Annotated in this window: 13 protein-coding genes; 6 read left to right on the top strand and 7 right to left on the bottom strand. The window is 73.4% G+C overall.

What is annotated here, in order from left to right; translation table 11 throughout:
* The first annotated feature begins 310 nt into the window (after positions 1 to 310).
* Both IE94_RS0121255 and IE94_RS0121250 read left to right on the top strand, forming a co-directional pair.
* Positions 311 to 3,097 (top strand): ATP-binding protein, encoded by a 2,787-nt coding sequence (locus IE94_RS0121255; RefSeq protein WP_030186689.1) that lies wholly within the window; start codon positions 311 to 313, stop codon positions 3,095 to 3,097.
* Positions 3,098 to 3,219: 122 nt separating this feature from the next.
* A complete protein-coding gene (locus IE94_RS0121250) occupies positions 3,220 to 3,696 on the top strand; it encodes an SRPBCC family protein (RefSeq protein WP_030186688.1) in 477 nt (158 codons plus the stop codon).
* Positions 3,697 to 3,806: 110 nt separating this feature from the next.
* Here the strand turns inward: IE94_RS0121250 and IE94_RS0121245 are convergent, their stop codons facing one another.
* Positions 3,807 to 5,396 carry an MDR family MFS transporter gene (locus IE94_RS0121245; RefSeq protein ID WP_483414646.1) on the bottom strand — a complete coding sequence of 530 codons (1,590 nt, stop codon included), beginning with the start codon at positions 5,394 to 5,396 and terminating at the stop codon, positions 3,807 to 3,809.
* Between the two features lie 190 nt (positions 5,397 to 5,586).
* Here IE94_RS0121245 and IE94_RS0121240 point away from each other — a divergent pair, with 190 nt between their 5' ends.
* Entirely contained in the window at positions 5,587 to 6,075 is a 489-nt protein-coding gene (locus IE94_RS0121240; protein ID WP_030186682.1) for a TetR family transcriptional regulator, read from the top strand.
* Positions 6,076 to 6,190: 115 nt separating this feature from the next.
* On the opposite strand, the gene IE94_RS0121235 is transcribed toward IE94_RS0121240, so the two are convergent.
* The 5 genes from IE94_RS0121235 to IE94_RS0121215 form a co-directional block, all read right to left on the bottom strand.
* Positions 6,191 to 7,108, bottom strand: a complete 918-nt coding sequence (locus IE94_RS0121235) for a TIGR03619 family F420-dependent LLM class oxidoreductase (protein ID WP_030186680.1) — start codon at positions 7,106 to 7,108, stop codon at positions 6,191 to 6,193.
* Positions 7,109 to 7,118: 10 nt separating this feature from the next.
* Entirely contained in the window at positions 7,119 to 7,769 is a 651-nt protein-coding gene (locus IE94_RS0121230) for an HAD-IA family hydrolase (RefSeq protein ID WP_030186679.1), read from the bottom strand.
* A gap of 309 nt (positions 7,770 to 8,078) precedes the next feature.
* The gene (locus IE94_RS0121225) at positions 8,079 to 8,915 is read right to left on the bottom strand and encodes a prephenate dehydratase (protein WP_030186677.1); all 837 of its coding nucleotides are present in this window, start codon (positions 8,913 to 8,915) and stop codon (positions 8,079 to 8,081) included.
* Entirely contained in the window at positions 8,890 to 9,882 is a 993-nt protein-coding gene (locus IE94_RS0121220; RefSeq protein ID WP_030186676.1) for a hypothetical protein, read from the bottom strand. The genes IE94_RS0121225 and IE94_RS0121220 overlap by 26 nt, the downstream gene beginning before the upstream one ends.
* A 2-nt stretch (positions 9,883 to 9,884) precedes the next feature.
* On the bottom strand, positions 9,885 to 10,856 hold the full coding sequence (locus tag IE94_RS0121215; RefSeq protein ID WP_030186674.1) for a 2-hydroxyacid dehydrogenase: 972 nt from the start codon (positions 10,854 to 10,856) through the stop codon (positions 9,885 to 9,887).
* A 188-nt stretch (positions 10,857 to 11,044) separates the two neighbouring features.
* Between IE94_RS0121215 and IE94_RS0121210 the strand changes: the two genes are divergently transcribed.
* Positions 11,045 to 12,463 carry an FAD-binding oxidoreductase gene (locus IE94_RS0121210; RefSeq protein ID WP_030186672.1) on the top strand — a complete coding sequence of 473 codons (1,419 nt, stop codon included), beginning with the start codon at positions 11,045 to 11,047 and terminating at the stop codon, positions 12,461 to 12,463.
* A 54-nt stretch (positions 12,464 to 12,517) separates the two neighbouring features.
* Complete coding sequence (locus IE94_RS0121205; protein ID WP_030186670.1) at positions 12,518 to 13,102, top strand: TetR/AcrR family transcriptional regulator; 585 nt, start codon at positions 12,518 to 12,520, stop codon at positions 13,100 to 13,102.
* Positions 13,103 to 13,142: 40 nt separating this feature from the next.
* On the opposite strand, the gene IE94_RS35880 is transcribed toward IE94_RS0121205, so the two are convergent.
* Positions 13,143 to 13,427 carry a WhiB family transcriptional regulator gene (locus tag IE94_RS35880; protein ID WP_037923116.1) on the bottom strand — a complete coding sequence of 95 codons (285 nt, stop codon included), beginning with the start codon at positions 13,425 to 13,427 and terminating at the stop codon, positions 13,143 to 13,145.
* Positions 13,428 to 13,879: 452 nt separating this feature from the next.
* On the opposite strand from IE94_RS35880, the gene IE94_RS0121195 reads away from it, so the two are divergent.
* Positions 13,880 to 16,627, top strand: coding sequence for a helix-turn-helix transcriptional regulator (locus tag IE94_RS0121195; RefSeq protein ID WP_030186665.1), 2,748 nt, complete (start codon positions 13,880 to 13,882; stop codon positions 16,625 to 16,627).
* The last annotated feature ends 13 nt before the right edge of the window (positions 16,628 to 16,640 follow it).

Below are 16,640 nucleotides of genomic sequence, written 5' to 3'. Positions count from 1 at the left end.
TGGGGGCAGACGTGCCGGTGACCGGACAGGGGGGCGAGAGCGGGGCTCCGGCCCCCCGACCCGGTCCGACCGGACCTGCTCACCCGCTCGGCCGGACCTATTACGCCGTAATAGGTCCTCGCCGCGCGCATCCGCTCCCGGTACGGTACGAACCGGCGAAAACGATTCCGGCCGGACTGGCAAGGGCGGAATCTGGACGTCCTTCGTTCCGTGGTGGTTGCATGGGGCGCACGGAGCCGGGTGCGGGCGCACGCAGCCAGGTCGGCGCGGTGGACCGGACCCCGGTACGTGGGCCCTTGGAGGCAGTGCGATGAGTGACCTGGACGCGGCGGGCTGCCCGGCCGCGCCCCGGCTGGTCGGACGGGAGGAGGACCTCGCGTTCATCCAGTCCTTCCTCACCGACTCGCAGGTCCAGGGGGCGGCACTGCTGCTCCAGGGCGAGGCCGGGGTGGGCAAGACCGCGGTCCTGGAGTCGGTGGCCAGGGGTGCCGCGGACCAGGGCATCCGGGTGCTGCGCGCGAACGGCGTGCAGTTCGAGGCGGACATCGGTTACGCCGGCCTCAATCAGCTCCTCGTGCCCCTCTTCGACGAATTCGACGTCCTGGACTCCGTCCATCGCGATGCCCTGCGCGTCGCCGTCGGCATCGGCAGCGGTCCGGTGCCGGACCGTCTGCTGACCTCGACCGCGGTCCTGCTGCTGCTGCGGACGATCTCCGCCCGGACGCCGCTGCTGATCGTCGTCGACGACCTGCCGTGGCTGGACCGGGCGACCAACGCCGTGCTCGGCTTCGTCGCCCGGCGGCTCGTCGGCAGCCGGATCGGCTTCCTCGCCGCCTCCCGCGAGGGCGCGGGCAGCTTCTTCGAGTCCAGCGGCCTGACCGAGCACCGGCTCGAACCGCTGAGCGACATCTCCTCCGCGGAGCTGCTCGCCCAGGCCCACCCCGACGTCTCCCCCGCCGTACGGCGCCGGATCGCCTCCGAGGCGCGCGGCAATCCGCTGGCCCTGGTGGAGCTGCCGCGGGCGCTCTCCGCCGAGCAGCGCACGACTCTCGCGGCGATCCCCTCGGTACTGCCCCTGAGCGAGCGGCTCCAGGCCCTGTTCGCCTCCCGGGTGGCCGGCCTCACCGACCGCTGCCGGGAGCTGCTGCTGATCGCCGCCCTGGAGGGCACCGGTGACCTGGCCTCGATCGAGGCCGCCGGGGCCGGCCGGGCCGTCGTCGACGATCTCGTCCCCGCCGAGCAGGACCGGCTGGTCACGATCTCCGCCGACAACCGCCGGCTGTCCTTCCGGCATCCCCTGATCGGTTCGGCGGTGGTGGAGCTGGCGACCGCGGCGGACCGCAGACGGGCCCACGAGGCGCTCGCCGAGGTGCTGGAGGACCAGCCGGAGCGCCGGGCCTGGCACCTGGGCGAGGCCGCCGTGGGCCCGGACGAGACGGTCGCGGCCCTGCTGGAGGAGGCCGCGCACCGCCGGCTGCGGCGCGGGGACGCGCTCGGCGCGGTGACGGCGCTGACCCGGGCGGCGGGACTCAGCCCCGCGCCCGCCGACGAGAGCCGACGGCTGGCCGAGGCGGCCTACATCGGCGTGGACTCCGGCGGGGAGCTGGAGGACGCCTCCCGGCTGCTCGCCCGGCTGGCCCACCCGGAGACCGGCGAGGAGTCCCTGCACGCGGCGGCCGCGTCGGCGTTCCTGCTGATCAACAAGGACGGGGACATCGACACCGCGTACCGGCTGCTGGTCGGCGCGATCGAGTCGGGGGAACACGGCTGGGACGCCGCGGACGCCGCGCTCGTGGAGGCGCTGCACCTGCTGGTCCTGCTGTGCTGGTACGGCGGCGATCCGCGACTGTGGCAGCCGTTGCTGAGGTTCCTGGACCGGCTGACCCCCGAGACGCCCGATCTGCTGTGGGTGGTCGTACGCACCTTCGCCGACCCGGCGCGCACCGGGCCCGAGGCGCTGCCCCGGCTCGCGAAGCTGACCGCCACCGTGGGAGACGACCCGACCCGGGTGATCCGGGTGGGCACCGCCTCGGTCTTCGCGGACCGGCTCGGCGACTTCCGGTGGGCCACCCGGCGCGTGATCGAGCAGGGCCGGGCCGGCACGGCACCCGTCCGCCGTCATCTGGGCGCGCTGATGCACCTCGGACTGGACTACTTCCACCTGGGACGGTGGCAGGACGCCGCGGATCTGGCCGAGGAGGGCCTGGCCCTGTGCGAGGACCACGACTACCGGTTCTTCGCCTGGTACTTCCAGTACATCCTGGCGTCCGTGGCCGCGGTGCGCGGCGACGCGGAGACCAGTGACGCGCTGACCGAGGAGATCGTGCGGTGGGCGACCCCCCGCGGTGCCTTCGGCGCACGGTTCTTCGCCACCCACGCCAGGGCGCTCACGGCCCTGGGACGGGGCGACTACCAGACGGCCTACCGGCACTCGTGCACGCTGAACGAGCCGGGCACCGTGGCCCCGTACCTCCCGATCGCCATGTGGGGCGCGCTGGACCTGGTCGAGGCGGCGGTGCGGACCGGCCGGGAGAAGGAGGCCGCCGCCCACGCGGCCGCGATGCGCGACTCCGCGATGGCCGCGCTGTCGCCCCGGCTGGAGCTGTCCGTGCTGACCGCCGAGGCCCTGACCGCACCCGGTGAGGAGTCCGTCGTCCTCTTCGAGCGGGCGCTGGCCCTGCCCGGCCCGGAGCGCTGGCCGTTCGACGCGGCGCGGGTCCGTCTCCTGCACGGTGAGCGGCTGCGGCGGCTGCGGGCCACCTCGGAGGCCCGGGAGCAGCTGGCGCAGGCGCTGAAGGGCTTCCAGCAGCTCGGGGCGCGGCCCTGGGTGACGCGTACGGCGGCCGAGCTGAGGGCGAGCGGGCAGTCCGCACCGGACGCCGCCCGGCCGAGGGTCGCCGCGCTGACCGCGCAGGAGTTGCAGATCGCCGCCCTCGCGGCGACCGGTCTGACCAACAAGCAGATCGCCGAGCGGCTGTTCCTGTCGCACCGCACCATCGGCACGCACCTGTACCAGATCTACCCCAAGCTGGGCATCACCTCGCGGGCCGCCCTGCGGGACGCCCTCTCCGCTCTCGAGGACTCCAAGGACGTCTGACGGCGACCAGTCATTTGACGTATGTCCCGCTCCCCGATCCCGCGCACAGTGGACGCGGGGCCGCCCTGCCCCGCTCGGCACCAGGGGTGAGCACCCGTTCAGCACCACGAGAGGGGAGCCGGATGCACGGCGCCTCGGACAGTCATCCGGACATCCACTGGCCGTCCGGCTACTCGCCCGACCACGCGCACAGTTTCTGTCAGGCGCAGGTCGTCGTGCACGCCCCGCCCGCCACCGCGTTCGGTCTGCTCACCGACGTGGCCCGGTGGCCCCAGTGGGCGGCCGGGGTGACCGAGTCGCGTCCGGGTGCGCTGGAGGGGACCTTCCGGGTGCGCTTCCACGAGCAGGCGTTCGAGGTGTTCCTCGGGGAGCGGGCGGAGCCCCACCGGCTCGGCTGGTCGGTGGTGGGTGCGGGAGTGCAGGTCTACCAGGCCTGGCTGCTCACCGAGGTGGCGGGCGGCACCCATGTGGTGAGCGAGAACGTCGTACGCGGCCCGGCCGCCCGAGCCCTCGACGTGCGCTCACCCCAGTGGGCACGCCGGCTGCACGCCCTGTGGCTGGCGCAGCTCAAGCGGCTGTCGGAGAGCACCGCCGGATAGCCCGGACAGCCCCGGAGAGCCATCCGCCTTCCGCCTTCCGCCACGGCGGCACACACGCCGACGGCCGGCCCCGTCGCGGGGCCGGCCGGTCGCGGTGGTGGCGCGGTCGCTCAGACGGCCGCGGCGTTCTCCTCGGAGGCCGGGGCACGGGAGGTGCCCTGGTCGGCGGGGGCGGCGGCGCGCCCGCCCTTTCCATCTTCTCCGTCCGTTCCGGGCTTGCCGGACGGCTTGAGGAAGAGGGCGAGGACGATGCCGAGGGCGAGGGCCGGGGCGATCCACAGGTATCCGGCGGCGGTGGCGTGGGCGAAGGCGTCCAGCGCGGTGTCCCGCAGCGCGGCGGGCAGGTGCCCGACGGTGTCGGGCCGAGCGGCGTCGAAACCGCCGTCGGTCGGCAGGTCGCGGACCCGGTCGGCGAAGCCCGCGTTGAGCAGGGTGCCGAAGACCGCGACTCCGAAGGCGGCGCCGATGGAGCGGGAGAAGGTGACGACGGCGCTCGCGGCCCCGATGTCGGCGACCGGGACGCTGTTCTGGACGGTGGTCATGACGACCATGGGCACCATGCCGATGCCGATCCCGGTGATCAGGAAGTAGGCGCCGAGTGCGAGGGTGCCTGGTCCGTTGCCGATGGTGGCCAGCAGGAGCAGACCGGCGAGGTTGGCGGCCAGGCCGCTCAGCAGGATCGTCCTCAGCCTCTCGACGTGGGCGGCCCAGCGGCCGGCCAGGGACTGGCTGACGACCAGTCCGGCGACCAGCGGCAGCAGGTGGATGCCGGAGAGGGTGGCCGAGACTCCGTGGACGATCTGGAGGTAGGTCGGCAGGTAGACCAGGACGGAGAACATCGCGGCGTTGGCGAGGAAGGCGATCAGCGAGGAGAACACCACGGTGCGCGAGCCGAGCATGGCCGGCGGCAGCACCGGCGCGGCGGCCCGGCGCTCGACGGGGATGAGTGCGGCGGCGAGGGCGACGGTGGCGACGATCAGGCCGACGATGGACGGCGAGCCCCAGCCCCAGCGCTCACCGAAGGACGTGACGAGCACCAGGCCGGTGGCGATGGAGGCCAGCAGGGTGGCACCCGCGTAGTCGATGCGGGCCTTGGCCCCGCGGGCCGCTGCGGGCAGGGCGCGGGCGGCGAGGGCGAGGGCCACGATGCCGACCGGCAGGTTGATCAGGAAGGCCCAGCGCCACGAGAGCTGGTCGGTGAAGACACCGCCGAGCAGCGGACCGACGATGCTGGCGACGCCGTAGACCGAGCCGAACATGCCCTGGTACCGGCCGCGTTCGGCCGGGGCGACGATGTCACCGACGAGGCCGAAGGTCAGCACGATCATGCCGCCGCCGCCGATGCCCTGGAGCACCCGGGCGCCGATCAGTTCGGGGAGGTTCTGCGCCAGGCCGCAGGCGACGGAGGCGATCAGGAAGACCGAGGTGGAGGCGAGGTAGAGCCGCTTGCGGCCGTACACGTCGCCGAGCTTGCCCCACAGCGGCGTGACGGCCGTCGAGGCGAGCAGGTACGCGGCGCTGACCCAGGCGATGTCGTCGAACCCGTTGAGGTCCTGCGCTATCCGGGGCAGCGCGGTGGAAACGATCGTCTGGTCCAGGGCCGCGAGCAGTACCGCGAGGATCAGCGCGCTCATCGCGGCGGCGACTCCCCCTCCCCCGGGTGCCGCGGTCTTCGCGGCGGGTGACTTCGACAACGACATCGACGTGCCTTCTTTCTCATCCTACTGTCACTATCCGAGTTATCTGCCACTTCAATGTAGCATTTCCTGCCGAGTGATTCACCTTGGAGAGGCGCTAGAAGGTCTCAGGGGTCACATCACGCATAGACTCAAGGGCGTGAGAGCCGACGCAGCACGCAACCTGGAAGCCGTTCTGACCACCGGAGCGCGCATGCTCGCCGCCGATCCCGGCGCCAGCATCGCGAGCATCGCCGCCGAGGCGGGCGTGGACCGGCGCACCGTCTACCGGCGCTTCGCCTCGCGCGAGGACCTGCTCGCCGCGATCTACGCCGCACGCCTGGCGGCCATCGAGGCGGCCATCGAGGACGCCCGGCTGCGCGAGGCACCCGTCGCCGTCGCCCTGCACCGCTACGTCGAGAACATCATCACCGTGAACCGCACCTGGCCCGTCGACCTCACCCGCATGCTCGCCGACGAGGAGGTACGCGCCCGCCGCGACGCCAGCGCCCACGAGGTCGACGTCTTCCTCGACCGCGCCGTCAGCGAAGGAGTCCTGCGCCCCGGGCTCCCCCTGGGGTGGGCGAGCGCCCTGCTGCCCCAGCTCATGCACCTGGTGACCCGGCAGCTGCCCGAGCTGAGCCCCGGCCGGGCGGCGGACGTCGTCGTCGACACCCTGCTGCACGGCGTCGGGGCACCCTGAGGCAAGGGCGCCGAAGGAGAAGGACTCACCGAAAAGAAAGGATTCATGGGTCCGCCGTCTTGACGGCGGACCCATGAGTCCTTGTCGAGGCCCGTGCTCCCGGGCCGGATACCGGTCAGCCCCGGCGGACGCCCTCGATGAAGCGGCCGGCCAGGTCGACCCGTTCGGCCACGGTGGCGGGGGTCTGGCCGAAGTCCACGAACAGCTCGTGGACACCCGCCTCGGCGGCGGCCCGGGCGTAGTCGATGTACTGCCCGAGCGTGCCCGCCCACGGCATGCGCTCGGCGTCGGTCGTCGTGTCGGTCAGCTCCGGATTGACGCGCAGCGCCATACGCAGGGTGGACGGATCGCGGTCCGCCTCGACCGCCTCCTTGAGGACCACGTCCCACATGCCGAGGAGCTGCGGCAGCGGCAGCGCCACGGGCAGCCAGCCGTCGAGCAGGCGGCCGATCCGCCGCAGCCCGCTGGGCGTGAACGCCGCGAGCATGACGGGCGGTGCGGGCTGCCGGGCCGGCTTGAGCCCCACCACCGTCTCCGGGATCGTGAACAGCGCGCCCTCGTGGGAGAAGACGTCGTTGGCCCAGTAGTCCCGCAGGATCTGCAGCGTCTCGTCGAGCCGGGCGCCCCGGCCCTTCCAGGGCACGGAGACCGCGGTGTACTCCTCGGGCATCCAGCCCAGGCCGAGGCCCACGACCAGGCGTCCCTGACTGAGCACGTCGAGGGTGGTCAGCGAACGGGCCAGCATGATCGGCGGCTGCCACAGTCCGTTGAGCGTGCTGGTGCCCAGCTGGACACGGGTCGTGTGGGACGCGGCGAACGTCAGGGCGACCAGTGGGTCCATGTGGTTCTCGTAGATCCGCGGCATCTGCCCGTCACCGCTCGGGTAGGGCGCTCCCGGAACGAGCGGGGCGAGGACGCGGTCGCCCGTCCACAGGGAGTCGTACCCCATCTCCTCCGCGGTGCGGCTCACCCGCAGGATGCCTTCCGGGTTGGCGTCGGGACCGAAGGTCGGCAGGGCCAGGCCGAGTTTCATGGGTGTCTCCTCATACGGTGTTCCGGTCCCGGTCCCTGCCCGTCAGCGGAGTACCGAGCAGGTCTTCCAGGGCGGCGACCGTCCGGGCGGGGTCCACGGCGTGGACGGTGGCGAAGCCCAGTTCCGCGGCGGGCGGCAGGTGCTGCTCGGTGTCGTCGACGAACACGCACTCCCCGGCCGTGAGACCGAGCCGGTCCAGCGCGAGCCGGAAGATCTCCGGTTCGGGCTTGCGCATCCCGTGGACCTCCGACAGCACCACGGCGTCGTAGTGTTCCTCCACCTCGTAGCCGTCGTAGAGGTTCCACGGGGCCAGGCCGACGGAGTTGGACAGGAGGGCGACCTTCACCCCCGCCCGGCGCGCGGCCGCGGCAGCGGCGATCACCAGGGGCTCGGGGCGCAGATCGGCGAAGATCCGGCCCATCAGGTTCTCCGGGTCGATGCCGAGGAGCCGGCCGGCCGCCTCGTTCCACTGGACCTGGGTGAGCGCGCCGCGCTCCAGTTCCTCGGTGACCCGGATCCCCTCCGGGTTCAGGTAGAGACCGGTGAGCAGCGTCCCCTCGGCGAGTCCCGCGCGTTTCTCGAAGGCCAGCGCGGCGGGCACCAGGGGGGTCGTCAGCACACCGCCGAAGTCGAGGACGAGGCCCTTGCGGTACTGGGTCATATACACACTTTAGGAGGCCGGTCACACTCCCCCCGCACCGGGGCATGTGTTTTGCCGATCCCGCATCAGGACGGCCATCGAAGCACATGTTCGAGGACCGCGAGGGACAGGTGTGAACCTGTCGGCGGGGTGGGAACGTTGTCAGGATGAGGGGTTCCCCGCCGCCCTGGCGACGGTGGCGGGAACCCGCTCGCCCCTGCCCCGCCGGTCACGACGGTCAGGGCGGTCAGGGGGAGCGGAACCGCGGTCCGGGGAACGGCCCTTCCCCGGACCGCACCGCCTCCCGCGCACCACTCCCGTGCCCCCCGGTCAGCCCTTCAACCGGTGCGGATGGGCGGGGTAGACGCCCAGGACGCGCACCTCGGAGGAGAAGAAGCGCAGTTCCTCCAGGGCCAGGGCGACCCGCTGCTCGTCGGGGTGGCCCTCGGCCTCGACGTAGAAGCGGCTGGCGTTGAGTCCCGCGCCGATCTGATAGCTCTCGATCTTGGTGAGGTTGACCCCGCCGGTGGCGAAGCCGCCGAGCGCCTTGTAGAGCGCGCTCGGGATGTTGCGCACGCTGAAGAACAGGCTCGTCATGGTCGGCTGCCCGGGGTCCGGGGCGGGGGCGGCCTGCCGGGACAGGACGACGAACCGCGTGGTGTTCTCCGGGTCGTCCTCCACGCCGGCGCGCAGGACGTCGAGACCGTGCAGGCCGGCCGCGGCGGGCGGCGCCAGCGCCGCGTGCCGCACGTCGCCCAGCTCGGCCACCTCGCGCGCCGCCCCCGCGGTGTCGTCGCAGACCAGGGTCCGCCAGCCGCCCTCCCGCAGCAGCTTGCGGCACTGGCCGAGCGCGTGCACGTGGCTGCGGACGCACTCCACCTGGTCCAAGGTGGCCCCCGCGACACCCATCAGGTCGAAGCGGATGGCGAGGAAGTACTCGCCGACGATGTACAGCCCGGACTCCGGCAGCAGGTGGTGCACGTCGGCGACGCGCCCGGCCGCGGAGTTGTCCACCGGGATCACGGCGAGGTCGGCGTCGCCGAGCGCCACGGCGTCCAGGGCCTGCTCGAAGCCGGTACAGGGCAGTTCCAGGGCGTCCGGGTACAGGGCGCGCGCGGCGGTCGCCGAGTTGGAACCGGGTTCACCCTGATATGCGACGGTCGTCACCGCGTTCAGCCTTCCTGAGGGACATCCTGTCGTGGGGCGGCAGCAGCTCCGTTGCGTACCGCGCCTGCTGAAGTATCGGTGAACTCGCCTCCAGCACGCTCACCAGGGGTCGCCTCCCGGTGTCGCGGTCGTCCAGCAGGACGTGGTCGTAGGCCGCCGCGAGGACGTGGTGGACGGTGTCGGCGAGCCGCCGCACCCGTACGGCGAGCCGCTCCCGCAGGGCCGGGGGGAGCCCCTCGCGTGCGGTGGGCGCACCATGCAGGGTCGCCGTCAGGGCCAGCCGCTCGTCGTGCAGGGCGGCGGCCAGCTCGGCCGCGACGAGGGGTGCGGGGCCCGCCTCGGCCCGCAGGCCGGGGCCGGGCGTCCGCACCCGCGCGTCCTGGCCGGCCAGCACGTCGGTCATCCGCCGGGCCGCGCCCAGGGCCAGCGCGGCGACGGCCGTCCAGAGGAACGCGGCGTCCTGGGCCCGCAGCGGTGTGCCCGCCGTGTACGTGGCCAGCCCCGTCGGTACCCGTACACCCTCCAGCCGGAGCACCGTGGGACCCGGGCCGTCGAGGCCGCCCCCCGTGTCGGGGGACCGGCCCTCGAACGTCCTGGCGGGCAGCACGAAGAGGTCGGGGCAGTCGTCGCCGCCGGATGCGGCACCGACGCTCGCCTGCGCCCCGCACCCGTGGCCGGTAAAGGCGAGCGGCAGCGCCAGCCAGGGCCCCGGCGCCTCGCCGGGCGGCAGGTGCCACACGCCGGACAGGTCGAAGCCGCCGGGTGCCGGCCGGACCGCCGCCGCCCCCGGCAGTCCGAGTCCCGGGGCGGCGGCCGTCAGGGGGGCGGCCCAGTTCCAGGCGCCGGTGAAGGCCCGCCAGGCCGCGGCGGGGTCGGCGTGGCCGCGGGGTTCCATGACCGCGAGCACGCGCCCGAGGCCGGTGCCGGGTCCCGGCTCGCTCGGCGGGTCGCCCTGGGTGGCCGCCATGGCTAGGCCGCCCGTTCGCCGGAGGAGCCCTGGGCCGTCGTCAGGACGACGTTCTCCAGTTCCTCGCCGCGGTGGTAGCGGTTCAGCTGCCGCCGCACGAAGTCCAGGCTGGCCGGGCCGAACGCGTCGGTGAACGCCGCCACGTGCGGAGTGACCAGCGCGCCGGGCAGATGCCACAGGGGGTGGCCGGAGGGCAGGGGCTCGGGGTCGGTGACGTCGAGGGCCACCCGCAGCTTCCCCGCGCGTACCCGGCGCACCAGCGCCCTGGTGTCGACGAGTTCGCCGCGCGCGACGTTGACGAGCATCGCCCCGTCCTTCAGCAGGGCCAGGGCACCCGCGTCGAACATGCCGCGGGTGCGCTCGGTCAGCGGCGCGCACACGATGACCGCGTCCGCCGTGGGCAGCAGCGCGGGCAGCTCGGCCGTCCCGTGCACCCGTCCCGCGGGCGTGGTGCGGGCCGTGCGCGCCACCAGGACCGTCTCGCACCTGAACGCGCCGAGCCGGGCCGCGACGGCCGCGCCGACGGCTCCGTAGCCGATCACCAGGACGCGCTTGCCGACCAGGGTGCCGCGGAACTCGGGGCGCCACCTGCCCGCGGCCTGCTGGGCCGCGAACCGGTCCAGACCCCGGCACAGGGACAGCAGCAGGGCGACCGCCAGTTCGGCGGTGGCCTCGCGGTGCACGCCGCGTCCGGTGCTCAGGCGGATCCCGGCCGGCATCTCGTCCAGCAGCGGCAGCATGTGGTCGTAGCCGGAGCTGAGGATCTGGACCACCTCGACACCGCGCATCCGCGGCAGCACGGGGGCGAGCAGGCGTTCGGCGCCCGGCACGGGCGGTGCCACGAGGAAGTCGACGTCACCGGGGTCGCCGGGCAGCGTGCCCGATCCGTCCCAGGTGGCGTACGACAGCCCGTCGGGCAGCCCCGGGACCTGGCCCGGCCGGTAGGGCAGCCAGACGGTCTTGCGGTCCTTCATGTGTCTCAGCTTCTTCCCGCTCCGTCACCCACCCCACGGCGACGGTGTGCGCGTCGCCCAGGGCGACGTCCGACTCGTTCGCCAACCGGAATGGACGGAGGTGTCTCGGCCGGAGAACCATGTGAGTCACCCGAGTCTACACACTCACACGTGTGAACCAGCTGTCGAACTCGTCACGTGTAGGGGGCATGAACCCCTCGGACAGCACCACCGGCCGCCCGGACCGGTCGCACGCACTCTCCGCGCTCCGCAACGCCGTCAGCGGCGCTGTTCTCACCCCCGACGACCCGGCGTACGAGGCGGAGTGCACCGGGCACAACCTGCTCCACGTGGCCCGGCCGGCGGTCGTCGTCGGGGCCGTGGCCGTCGAGGACGTGGTGGCCGCCGTGCGCTTCGCCCGGTCCCAGGACATGCCGGTGGCCGTGCGCAACGCGGGTCACCAGACGGTCCTGCCCGAGGGCCCCGGCGAGTGGCTGCTGATCACCACGGGCCGCATGGACGACGTATGTGTCGACCCCCGGGCGCGGACGGCGACCGTCGGCGCGGGCGCCCGCTGGCGCAAGGTCGTCGACGCGTCGGCGAAGCACGGTCTGGCACCGCTCGCGGGCTCGGCGCCCGGCGTCGGTGTCCTCGGCTACACCCTCGGCGGCGGCATCGGGCCGCTGCTGAGCCGCTCCCACGGCTACGCCGCCGACCACGTGCGCCGCATGGACATGGTGACCGCCGACGGAGAGGTGCTCCGGGTGACACCGCAGAGCGACCCGGAGCTGTTCTGGGCCCTGCTGGGCTGCAAGGGCAACTTCGGTGTGGTCGTCTCCATGGAGTTCGCGCTCTTCCCGGTGACCCGGTTCTACGGCGGCGGCCTGTACTTCCGCGGTGAGGACACCGCCCAGGTGCTGGCCGTGTGGCGTGAGTGGCTGACGACGCTGGACGAGGACACCACCACGTCGGTCGCCGTCCAGCGGCTGCCCGAGGTGCCGGACCTGCCCGACGTGCTGCGCGGCTCATTCGTCCTGCACGTGCGCGTCGGCCACCAGGGGCCCGCCTCCCGCGGCGAGGTCCTGGTCGCGCCCCTGCGCCGCGCCGCCGTGTGCCTGTTGGACACCCTCGCGGAGCGCCCGGTCACCGAGGTGGGCGAGATCCACGTCGACCCGGTGCGGCCCGCTCCCGTGTCCGGGACGAGCGTGGGCCTGCGGGAGTTCTCCGCCGCCACGGCCGAGGCGTTCACCGCGCTCACCGACGCCGACTCCGGCTGCCCGCTGGCCAGCGTCGAGATCCGGGCCCTCGGCGGTGCTCTGGACCGGCAGCCGCCGGTGCCCAACGCGGTGCCCTCCCGGGGCCTGCCGTTCGTCTCCTTCGCCTTCGGCGTCGCCGAGGGTGAACGCGCCGAGCCCGCGCAGAAGTACCTGGCCGCCTACGCCGAGGGCATGTCCCCCTGGGCGGACCGCCGCGACATCGTGAACTTCCTCTCCCCCGAGTCGGCTTTCGACGAGGCGGAGATGCGCCGCGTCTTCGGCGAGGAACGGTACACACGGCTCGCGGCCGTCAAGCGCCGGTTGGACCCCGGCAACGTCTTCCGGCTCAACCACAACGTGCTGCCCGGGTGAGCCCGGCCCGGACCACACGCTCCGGGTGCCCGGCACACAGGGGACAATGAGCGCATGGATCCGGCACAGACGACCTCCCAGGAGCCCGGGCGGGACGACGCCCCCCGCAGACGGGCCGACGCCCGCCGCAACCACGACCGGGTCTTCGCGGCGGCCCTGGAGGTCTTCGCGGAGACGGGACTGCAGGGGACCGTGCCGCAGGTGGCCGAGCGGGCCGAGGTGGGAAAGGCCACCGTGTACCGCAGCTACCCCACCAAGGAGGACCTGGTGGCGGCCGTCGTCCGGCACCGGATGGGAGAGCTGGAACAGGTCACCGGGCCCGTCGTGCCGGAGGTCGCACCGGCGCGCGCCTTCGACGCCTTCGTCCTCGCGCTCTTCGGGCACCTCGCCCAGGACCGGCTGCTGTCGCAGGCTCTCGCGGACCTGCGGTCCACGCCGTACACGGGGCCGCTGCTCGACCGGCTGACGGCGCTGATGGAGGAGGCCAAGGCCGCCGGGGCGGTCCGTCGCGACGCGGACCGGCAGGATCTGCGCGTGGTGCTGTGCGGCATCGCCCTGCAACTGGTGAACCTCGACGAGCGGAACCCGGACGTGTGGCGCCGCTACGGCGAGCTGACCCTCTTGGTGCTGCGCCCCTGAACACACGCCGGCAGGCCTGCCCGCCGACGGACGGGCCGGGTCAGTGTGCCGCCCTGACCTGGTCCCGGCCCTCGTCCGCCTGGAGCGTCGCGAAGTAGCGGGCCCAGGACTTCACCCCGGGACGTCGGCGCAGCAGCGCCCGGCGCTCGCGTTCGGTCATCGCGCCCCACACGCCGTACTCCACGCGGTGGTCGAGTGCGTACGCCAGGCATTCGAGTCGGACCGGGCAGCCGGTGCACACGGCCTTGACCCGGTTCTGTTCCGCCCCTTCGACGAACATCTGCTCGGGCTGCTCCCGGCACCGGCCCTGCGTCACCCAGTCCATCCCGCCTCGCCTCCACGGCGGTGCACCGCCGCCTCGACATACCGTGCGCCACTGCAACACGTATGACACTAGCTCACATGTTTGCACGGTGCTGACCGGCCGCGACTCCCCGGGCGGCAGTGTTCGGCGGACCGGCCGTCGCCCCCAGGCAGGTACCCGGGAGCCCTGGAAAGCCCCACAAGAAACTTTTCGGCCATACTTGGTGACGTGACCCCTTGTCGGGAATTAGGCTCTTGCTCCGGGTGGGAGGGACAGTGACGTACTGACCACGGGTTCCGTGGGCGGTGACGTCGTCGGCGCCGGCGGACGCGGAGAGGACCGCGATGGCCGGTCGGCGTCCGCATCCCCTCTCCCCCTGTGCCCGGCGCGATCCGTGTGCACGGACGTGGGCACGTCCGTACCGGGCTGGGTGACGAAGGGAGCGGGGCACGGTGGAGTCGGACTTCGGGGCCATGTTCGGCCGCGGTGACGAGCTGAGGGCGCTGTCGGAATTCGTCACGGCGCCCGGCGGGCGGGCCCTCGTCCTGCGGGGCGACACGGGAGTGGGCAAGAGCGCCCTGCTGGAACACGTCGCCGACCTCGCGACGCAGGAGAAGCAGCGGGTGATCCGGGCGGCCGGCGTCGAGGCCGAGTCGGAGCTGCCCTTTGCCGGCCTGCACCAGTTCCTGTACCCGCTGCTGCCGTACATCGACCGGCTGGACGAGGTGCACCGGCAGGTCTTCGACGTCGTCTTCGGCCGCAGCACGGGAGCACCCCCGTCGGTCATGACCCTCGGCATCGCCGTGCTGGACCTGCTCTCCCTCGCGGCCTCGCAGAAGTCCCTGCTGCTGGTGCTCGACGACGGACAGTGGCTGGACGGCTCCAGCACCGAGGTGTGCGGCTTCGTGGGCCGACGGCTGACCGGCAGTTCGGTCAAGCTCGTCGTCGTCCTGCGTTCCGACGTCCCCTCGGGCTTCGACACCGCCGCGCTGCCGGAACTGCCGGTGACCACGCTGTCGGAGGAGGCCAGCGAGCAACTGCTGGACGCCCGCCACCCGGAGCTGGATCCCAAGATCCGCCGTCTGGTCCTGGACGAGGCCCGGGGCAACCCGCTGGCCCTGCTGGAACTGCCGCCGTACATACGCGCAAACCGGACCGCCCGAAGTGCCGGCGAGGTGTTCGGCTACACCGGCATCCCGCTCCCCCAGCGTCTTCAGCAGGTGTACGGCGCCCGCATCGAGTCGCTCGGCCCCGCCGTCCGCGCTCAGCTGCTGCGCGGCGCCCTGGACGGCGTCGGGGCCGGTACCGCGTCCGGTACCACGACCAACACCACGCGCTACCGGATGCTGGAGGCCGACGAGGCCGCGGACCGCGGTCTGCTGGACATCGATCCGCTGACCGGCGACTTCGTCTTCCGGCACCCTCTGGTGCGCTCGACCGTGGTCCAGACGGCGACCCCCAACGAGCGGCGCGCGGCCCACGCCGCGCTCGCCCGCGTGCACCGCGACAACCTGGAGCGGCGGGCCACGCACCTGGCCGCCTCGGCCGTCGACCCCGACGAGGAGATCGCGGCGGCGCTGGAGGCCGCGGCGGACTCCGCCATCCGACGGGGCGGGGCGCTCGCGGCGATCGCCTGGCTGACCCGCGCCGCGGAGCTGAGCGAATCGCCCGCGGAACGCTCCCGGCGACTGGGCAGCGCGGCCTACATCGCCGGACACTCCGGCCAGCTGGACCAGGCGCAGCGGCTGGTCAGCTCCGACACCGCGTCCGGCCTCGCGGACTCCCCGGACTCGGTGGTCGCCACGGGCTATGTCGCGCTCTTCGAGGACGGGGACGTGCGGTCCTCGCACTCCCAGGTCCTCACGGCGGTCGAGACGCTGCGCGACCGCGGCCTCGACCACGCGGACGAGGTGCTGGTGCGCCTGGTGGACCTGCTGCTGGCCATCAGCCAGTACGCGAGCGACGCGGGCGCCTGGGAGCGGGTGCACAAGCTGCTGGACTCCCTGGGCGACCTGGTGCCCACGCACTCCCGCATCTACCAGGACGCCTGGGGCGACGTGGTGCTTCGCGGCGTCGGGGTGCACGAGCGGGTGGAGCGCGCCTTCGCCGCCCTGGCGGACCTGGAGCCGTGGCACGTCACCCGGCTCGGGGTGGCCGCCTACCACGTGGACACCCTCAGCCAGTACCGCCCGCACCTGCGGCGGGCCGTGGACCGTGAGGTGGAGACCGGGGCGGCGGCCAACGCCATGACGATGCTGCACCTGATCATGCTGGACCAGATCGCGGTCGGCGAGTGGGACGAGGCCGAGCGCACCGGACAGCGCTGCCTGGAGCTGACGACGGCGCACCGGCACGCCCTGTTCGCCCAGCACACCCGCGCCTATCTGGGGCTGCTGGCCGCGCTGCGCGGCGACACCGACCGGGCCCGCGAGCTCCAGGCCGCCGTCGACGCCTGGGCCCGCCCCCGCGGCGTCGGCTTCCTCACCCAGATCGCCGACGCCATCGGCACCACCGCCGCCCTCTCCGACGGCGACTACGAGGCGGCCTACCTGCACGCCATCGGCATCACACCGCCCGGCACCTTCACCCCCTACGCCCACCAGGCCCCCCGTACCCTCCTGGACCTCGTGGAGGCGGCCCTGCACACCGGCCGCACCGAACAGGCCCGCACTCACGCCCTCGCCGCCCAGGATGCGGGCCTGCCGGACGTCTCCCCCCGCCTCGCCCTCACCACCCACGGCGCCCTCGCCATGACCGCGACGGACCCCGCCGAGGCCGACCGCCACTACCACCTGGCCGAAAGCCACCCCGCCTCCGCCCGCTTCCCCTACGAGCTGGCCCGCATCCGCCTGGCCCACGGCATCCGCCAGCGCCACACCCAGGGCCGCAAGGCCGCCCGGCACTCCCTGACCCTCGCCGCCGACACCTTCGAACGGCTCGGCGCACCTGCCTGGGCCGAGCGGGCACACGCGGAACTGCGCACCGCTGGCGCGCCCGCCGCGACGTCCTCGGCCCACCTGGCGGCGCTGACCTGGCAGGAGCGCAGGATCGCGGATCTCGCGGCCGGCGGACTGACCAACAAGGAGATCGGCGAGCGGATGCACCTGTCGCCGCGCACGGTCAGCTCCCACCTGTACCGGGTCTTCCCCAAGCTCCGCATCACCTCCCGCGCCGCCCTGCGGGACGCCCTGGGCAGGCTCTCCGACGACCAGCACACCTGAGCACCGCCGAACG

The organism is Streptomyces violaceorubidus, from assembly GCF_000717995.1.
Taxonomy (GTDB): Bacteria; Actinomycetota; Actinomycetes; order Streptomycetales; family Streptomycetaceae; genus Streptomyces; species Streptomyces violaceorubidus.
Note: the sequence above shows the minus strand (reverse complement) of the source record. Positions and strands in the feature narration are given on the sequence as shown.

What these genes read in the sequence shown, in the direction of transcription:
- IE94_RS0121255 (WP_030186689.1), top strand. Translation starts at nt 311, where the DNA reads ATGAGTGACCTGGACGCGGCGGGCTGCCCGGCCGCGCCCCGGCTGGTC.
- IE94_RS0121250 (WP_030186688.1), top strand. Translation starts at nt 3,220, where the DNA reads ATGCACGGCGCCTCGGACAGTCATCCGGACATCCACTGGCCGTCCGGC.
- IE94_RS0121245 (WP_483414646.1), bottom strand. Translation starts at nt 5,396, where the DNA reads ATGTCGTTGTCGAAGTCACCCGCCGCGAAGACCGCGGCACCCGGGGGA.
- IE94_RS0121240 (WP_030186682.1), top strand. Translation starts at nt 5,587, where the DNA reads ATGCTCGCCGCCGATCCCGGCGCCAGCATCGCGAGCATCGCCGCCGAG.
- IE94_RS0121235 (WP_030186680.1), bottom strand. Translation starts at nt 7,108, where the DNA reads ATGAAACTCGGCCTGGCCCTGCCGACCTTCGGTCCCGACGCCAACCCG.
- IE94_RS0121230 (WP_030186679.1), bottom strand. Translation starts at nt 7,769, where the DNA reads ATGACCCAGTACCGCAAGGGCCTCGTCCTCGACTTCGGCGGTGTGCTG.
- IE94_RS0121220 (WP_030186676.1), bottom strand. Translation starts at nt 9,882, where the DNA reads ATGGCGGCCACCCAGGGCGACCCGCCGAGCGAGCCGGGACCCGGCACC.
- IE94_RS0121215 (WP_030186674.1), bottom strand. Translation starts at nt 10,856, where the DNA reads ATGAAGGACCGCAAGACCGTCTGGCTGCCCTACCGGCCGGGCCAGGTC.
- IE94_RS0121210 (WP_030186672.1), top strand. Translation starts at nt 11,045, where the DNA reads ATGAACCCCTCGGACAGCACCACCGGCCGCCCGGACCGGTCGCACGCA.
- IE94_RS0121205 (WP_030186670.1), top strand. Translation starts at nt 12,518, where the DNA reads ATGGATCCGGCACAGACGACCTCCCAGGAGCCCGGGCGGGACGACGCC.
- IE94_RS35880 (WP_037923116.1), bottom strand. Translation starts at nt 13,427, where the DNA reads ATGGACTGGGTGACGCAGGGCCGGTGCCGGGAGCAGCCCGAGCAGATG.
- IE94_RS0121195 (WP_030186665.1), top strand. Translation starts at nt 13,880, where the DNA reads ATGTTCGGCCGCGGTGACGAGCTGAGGGCGCTGTCGGAATTCGTCACG.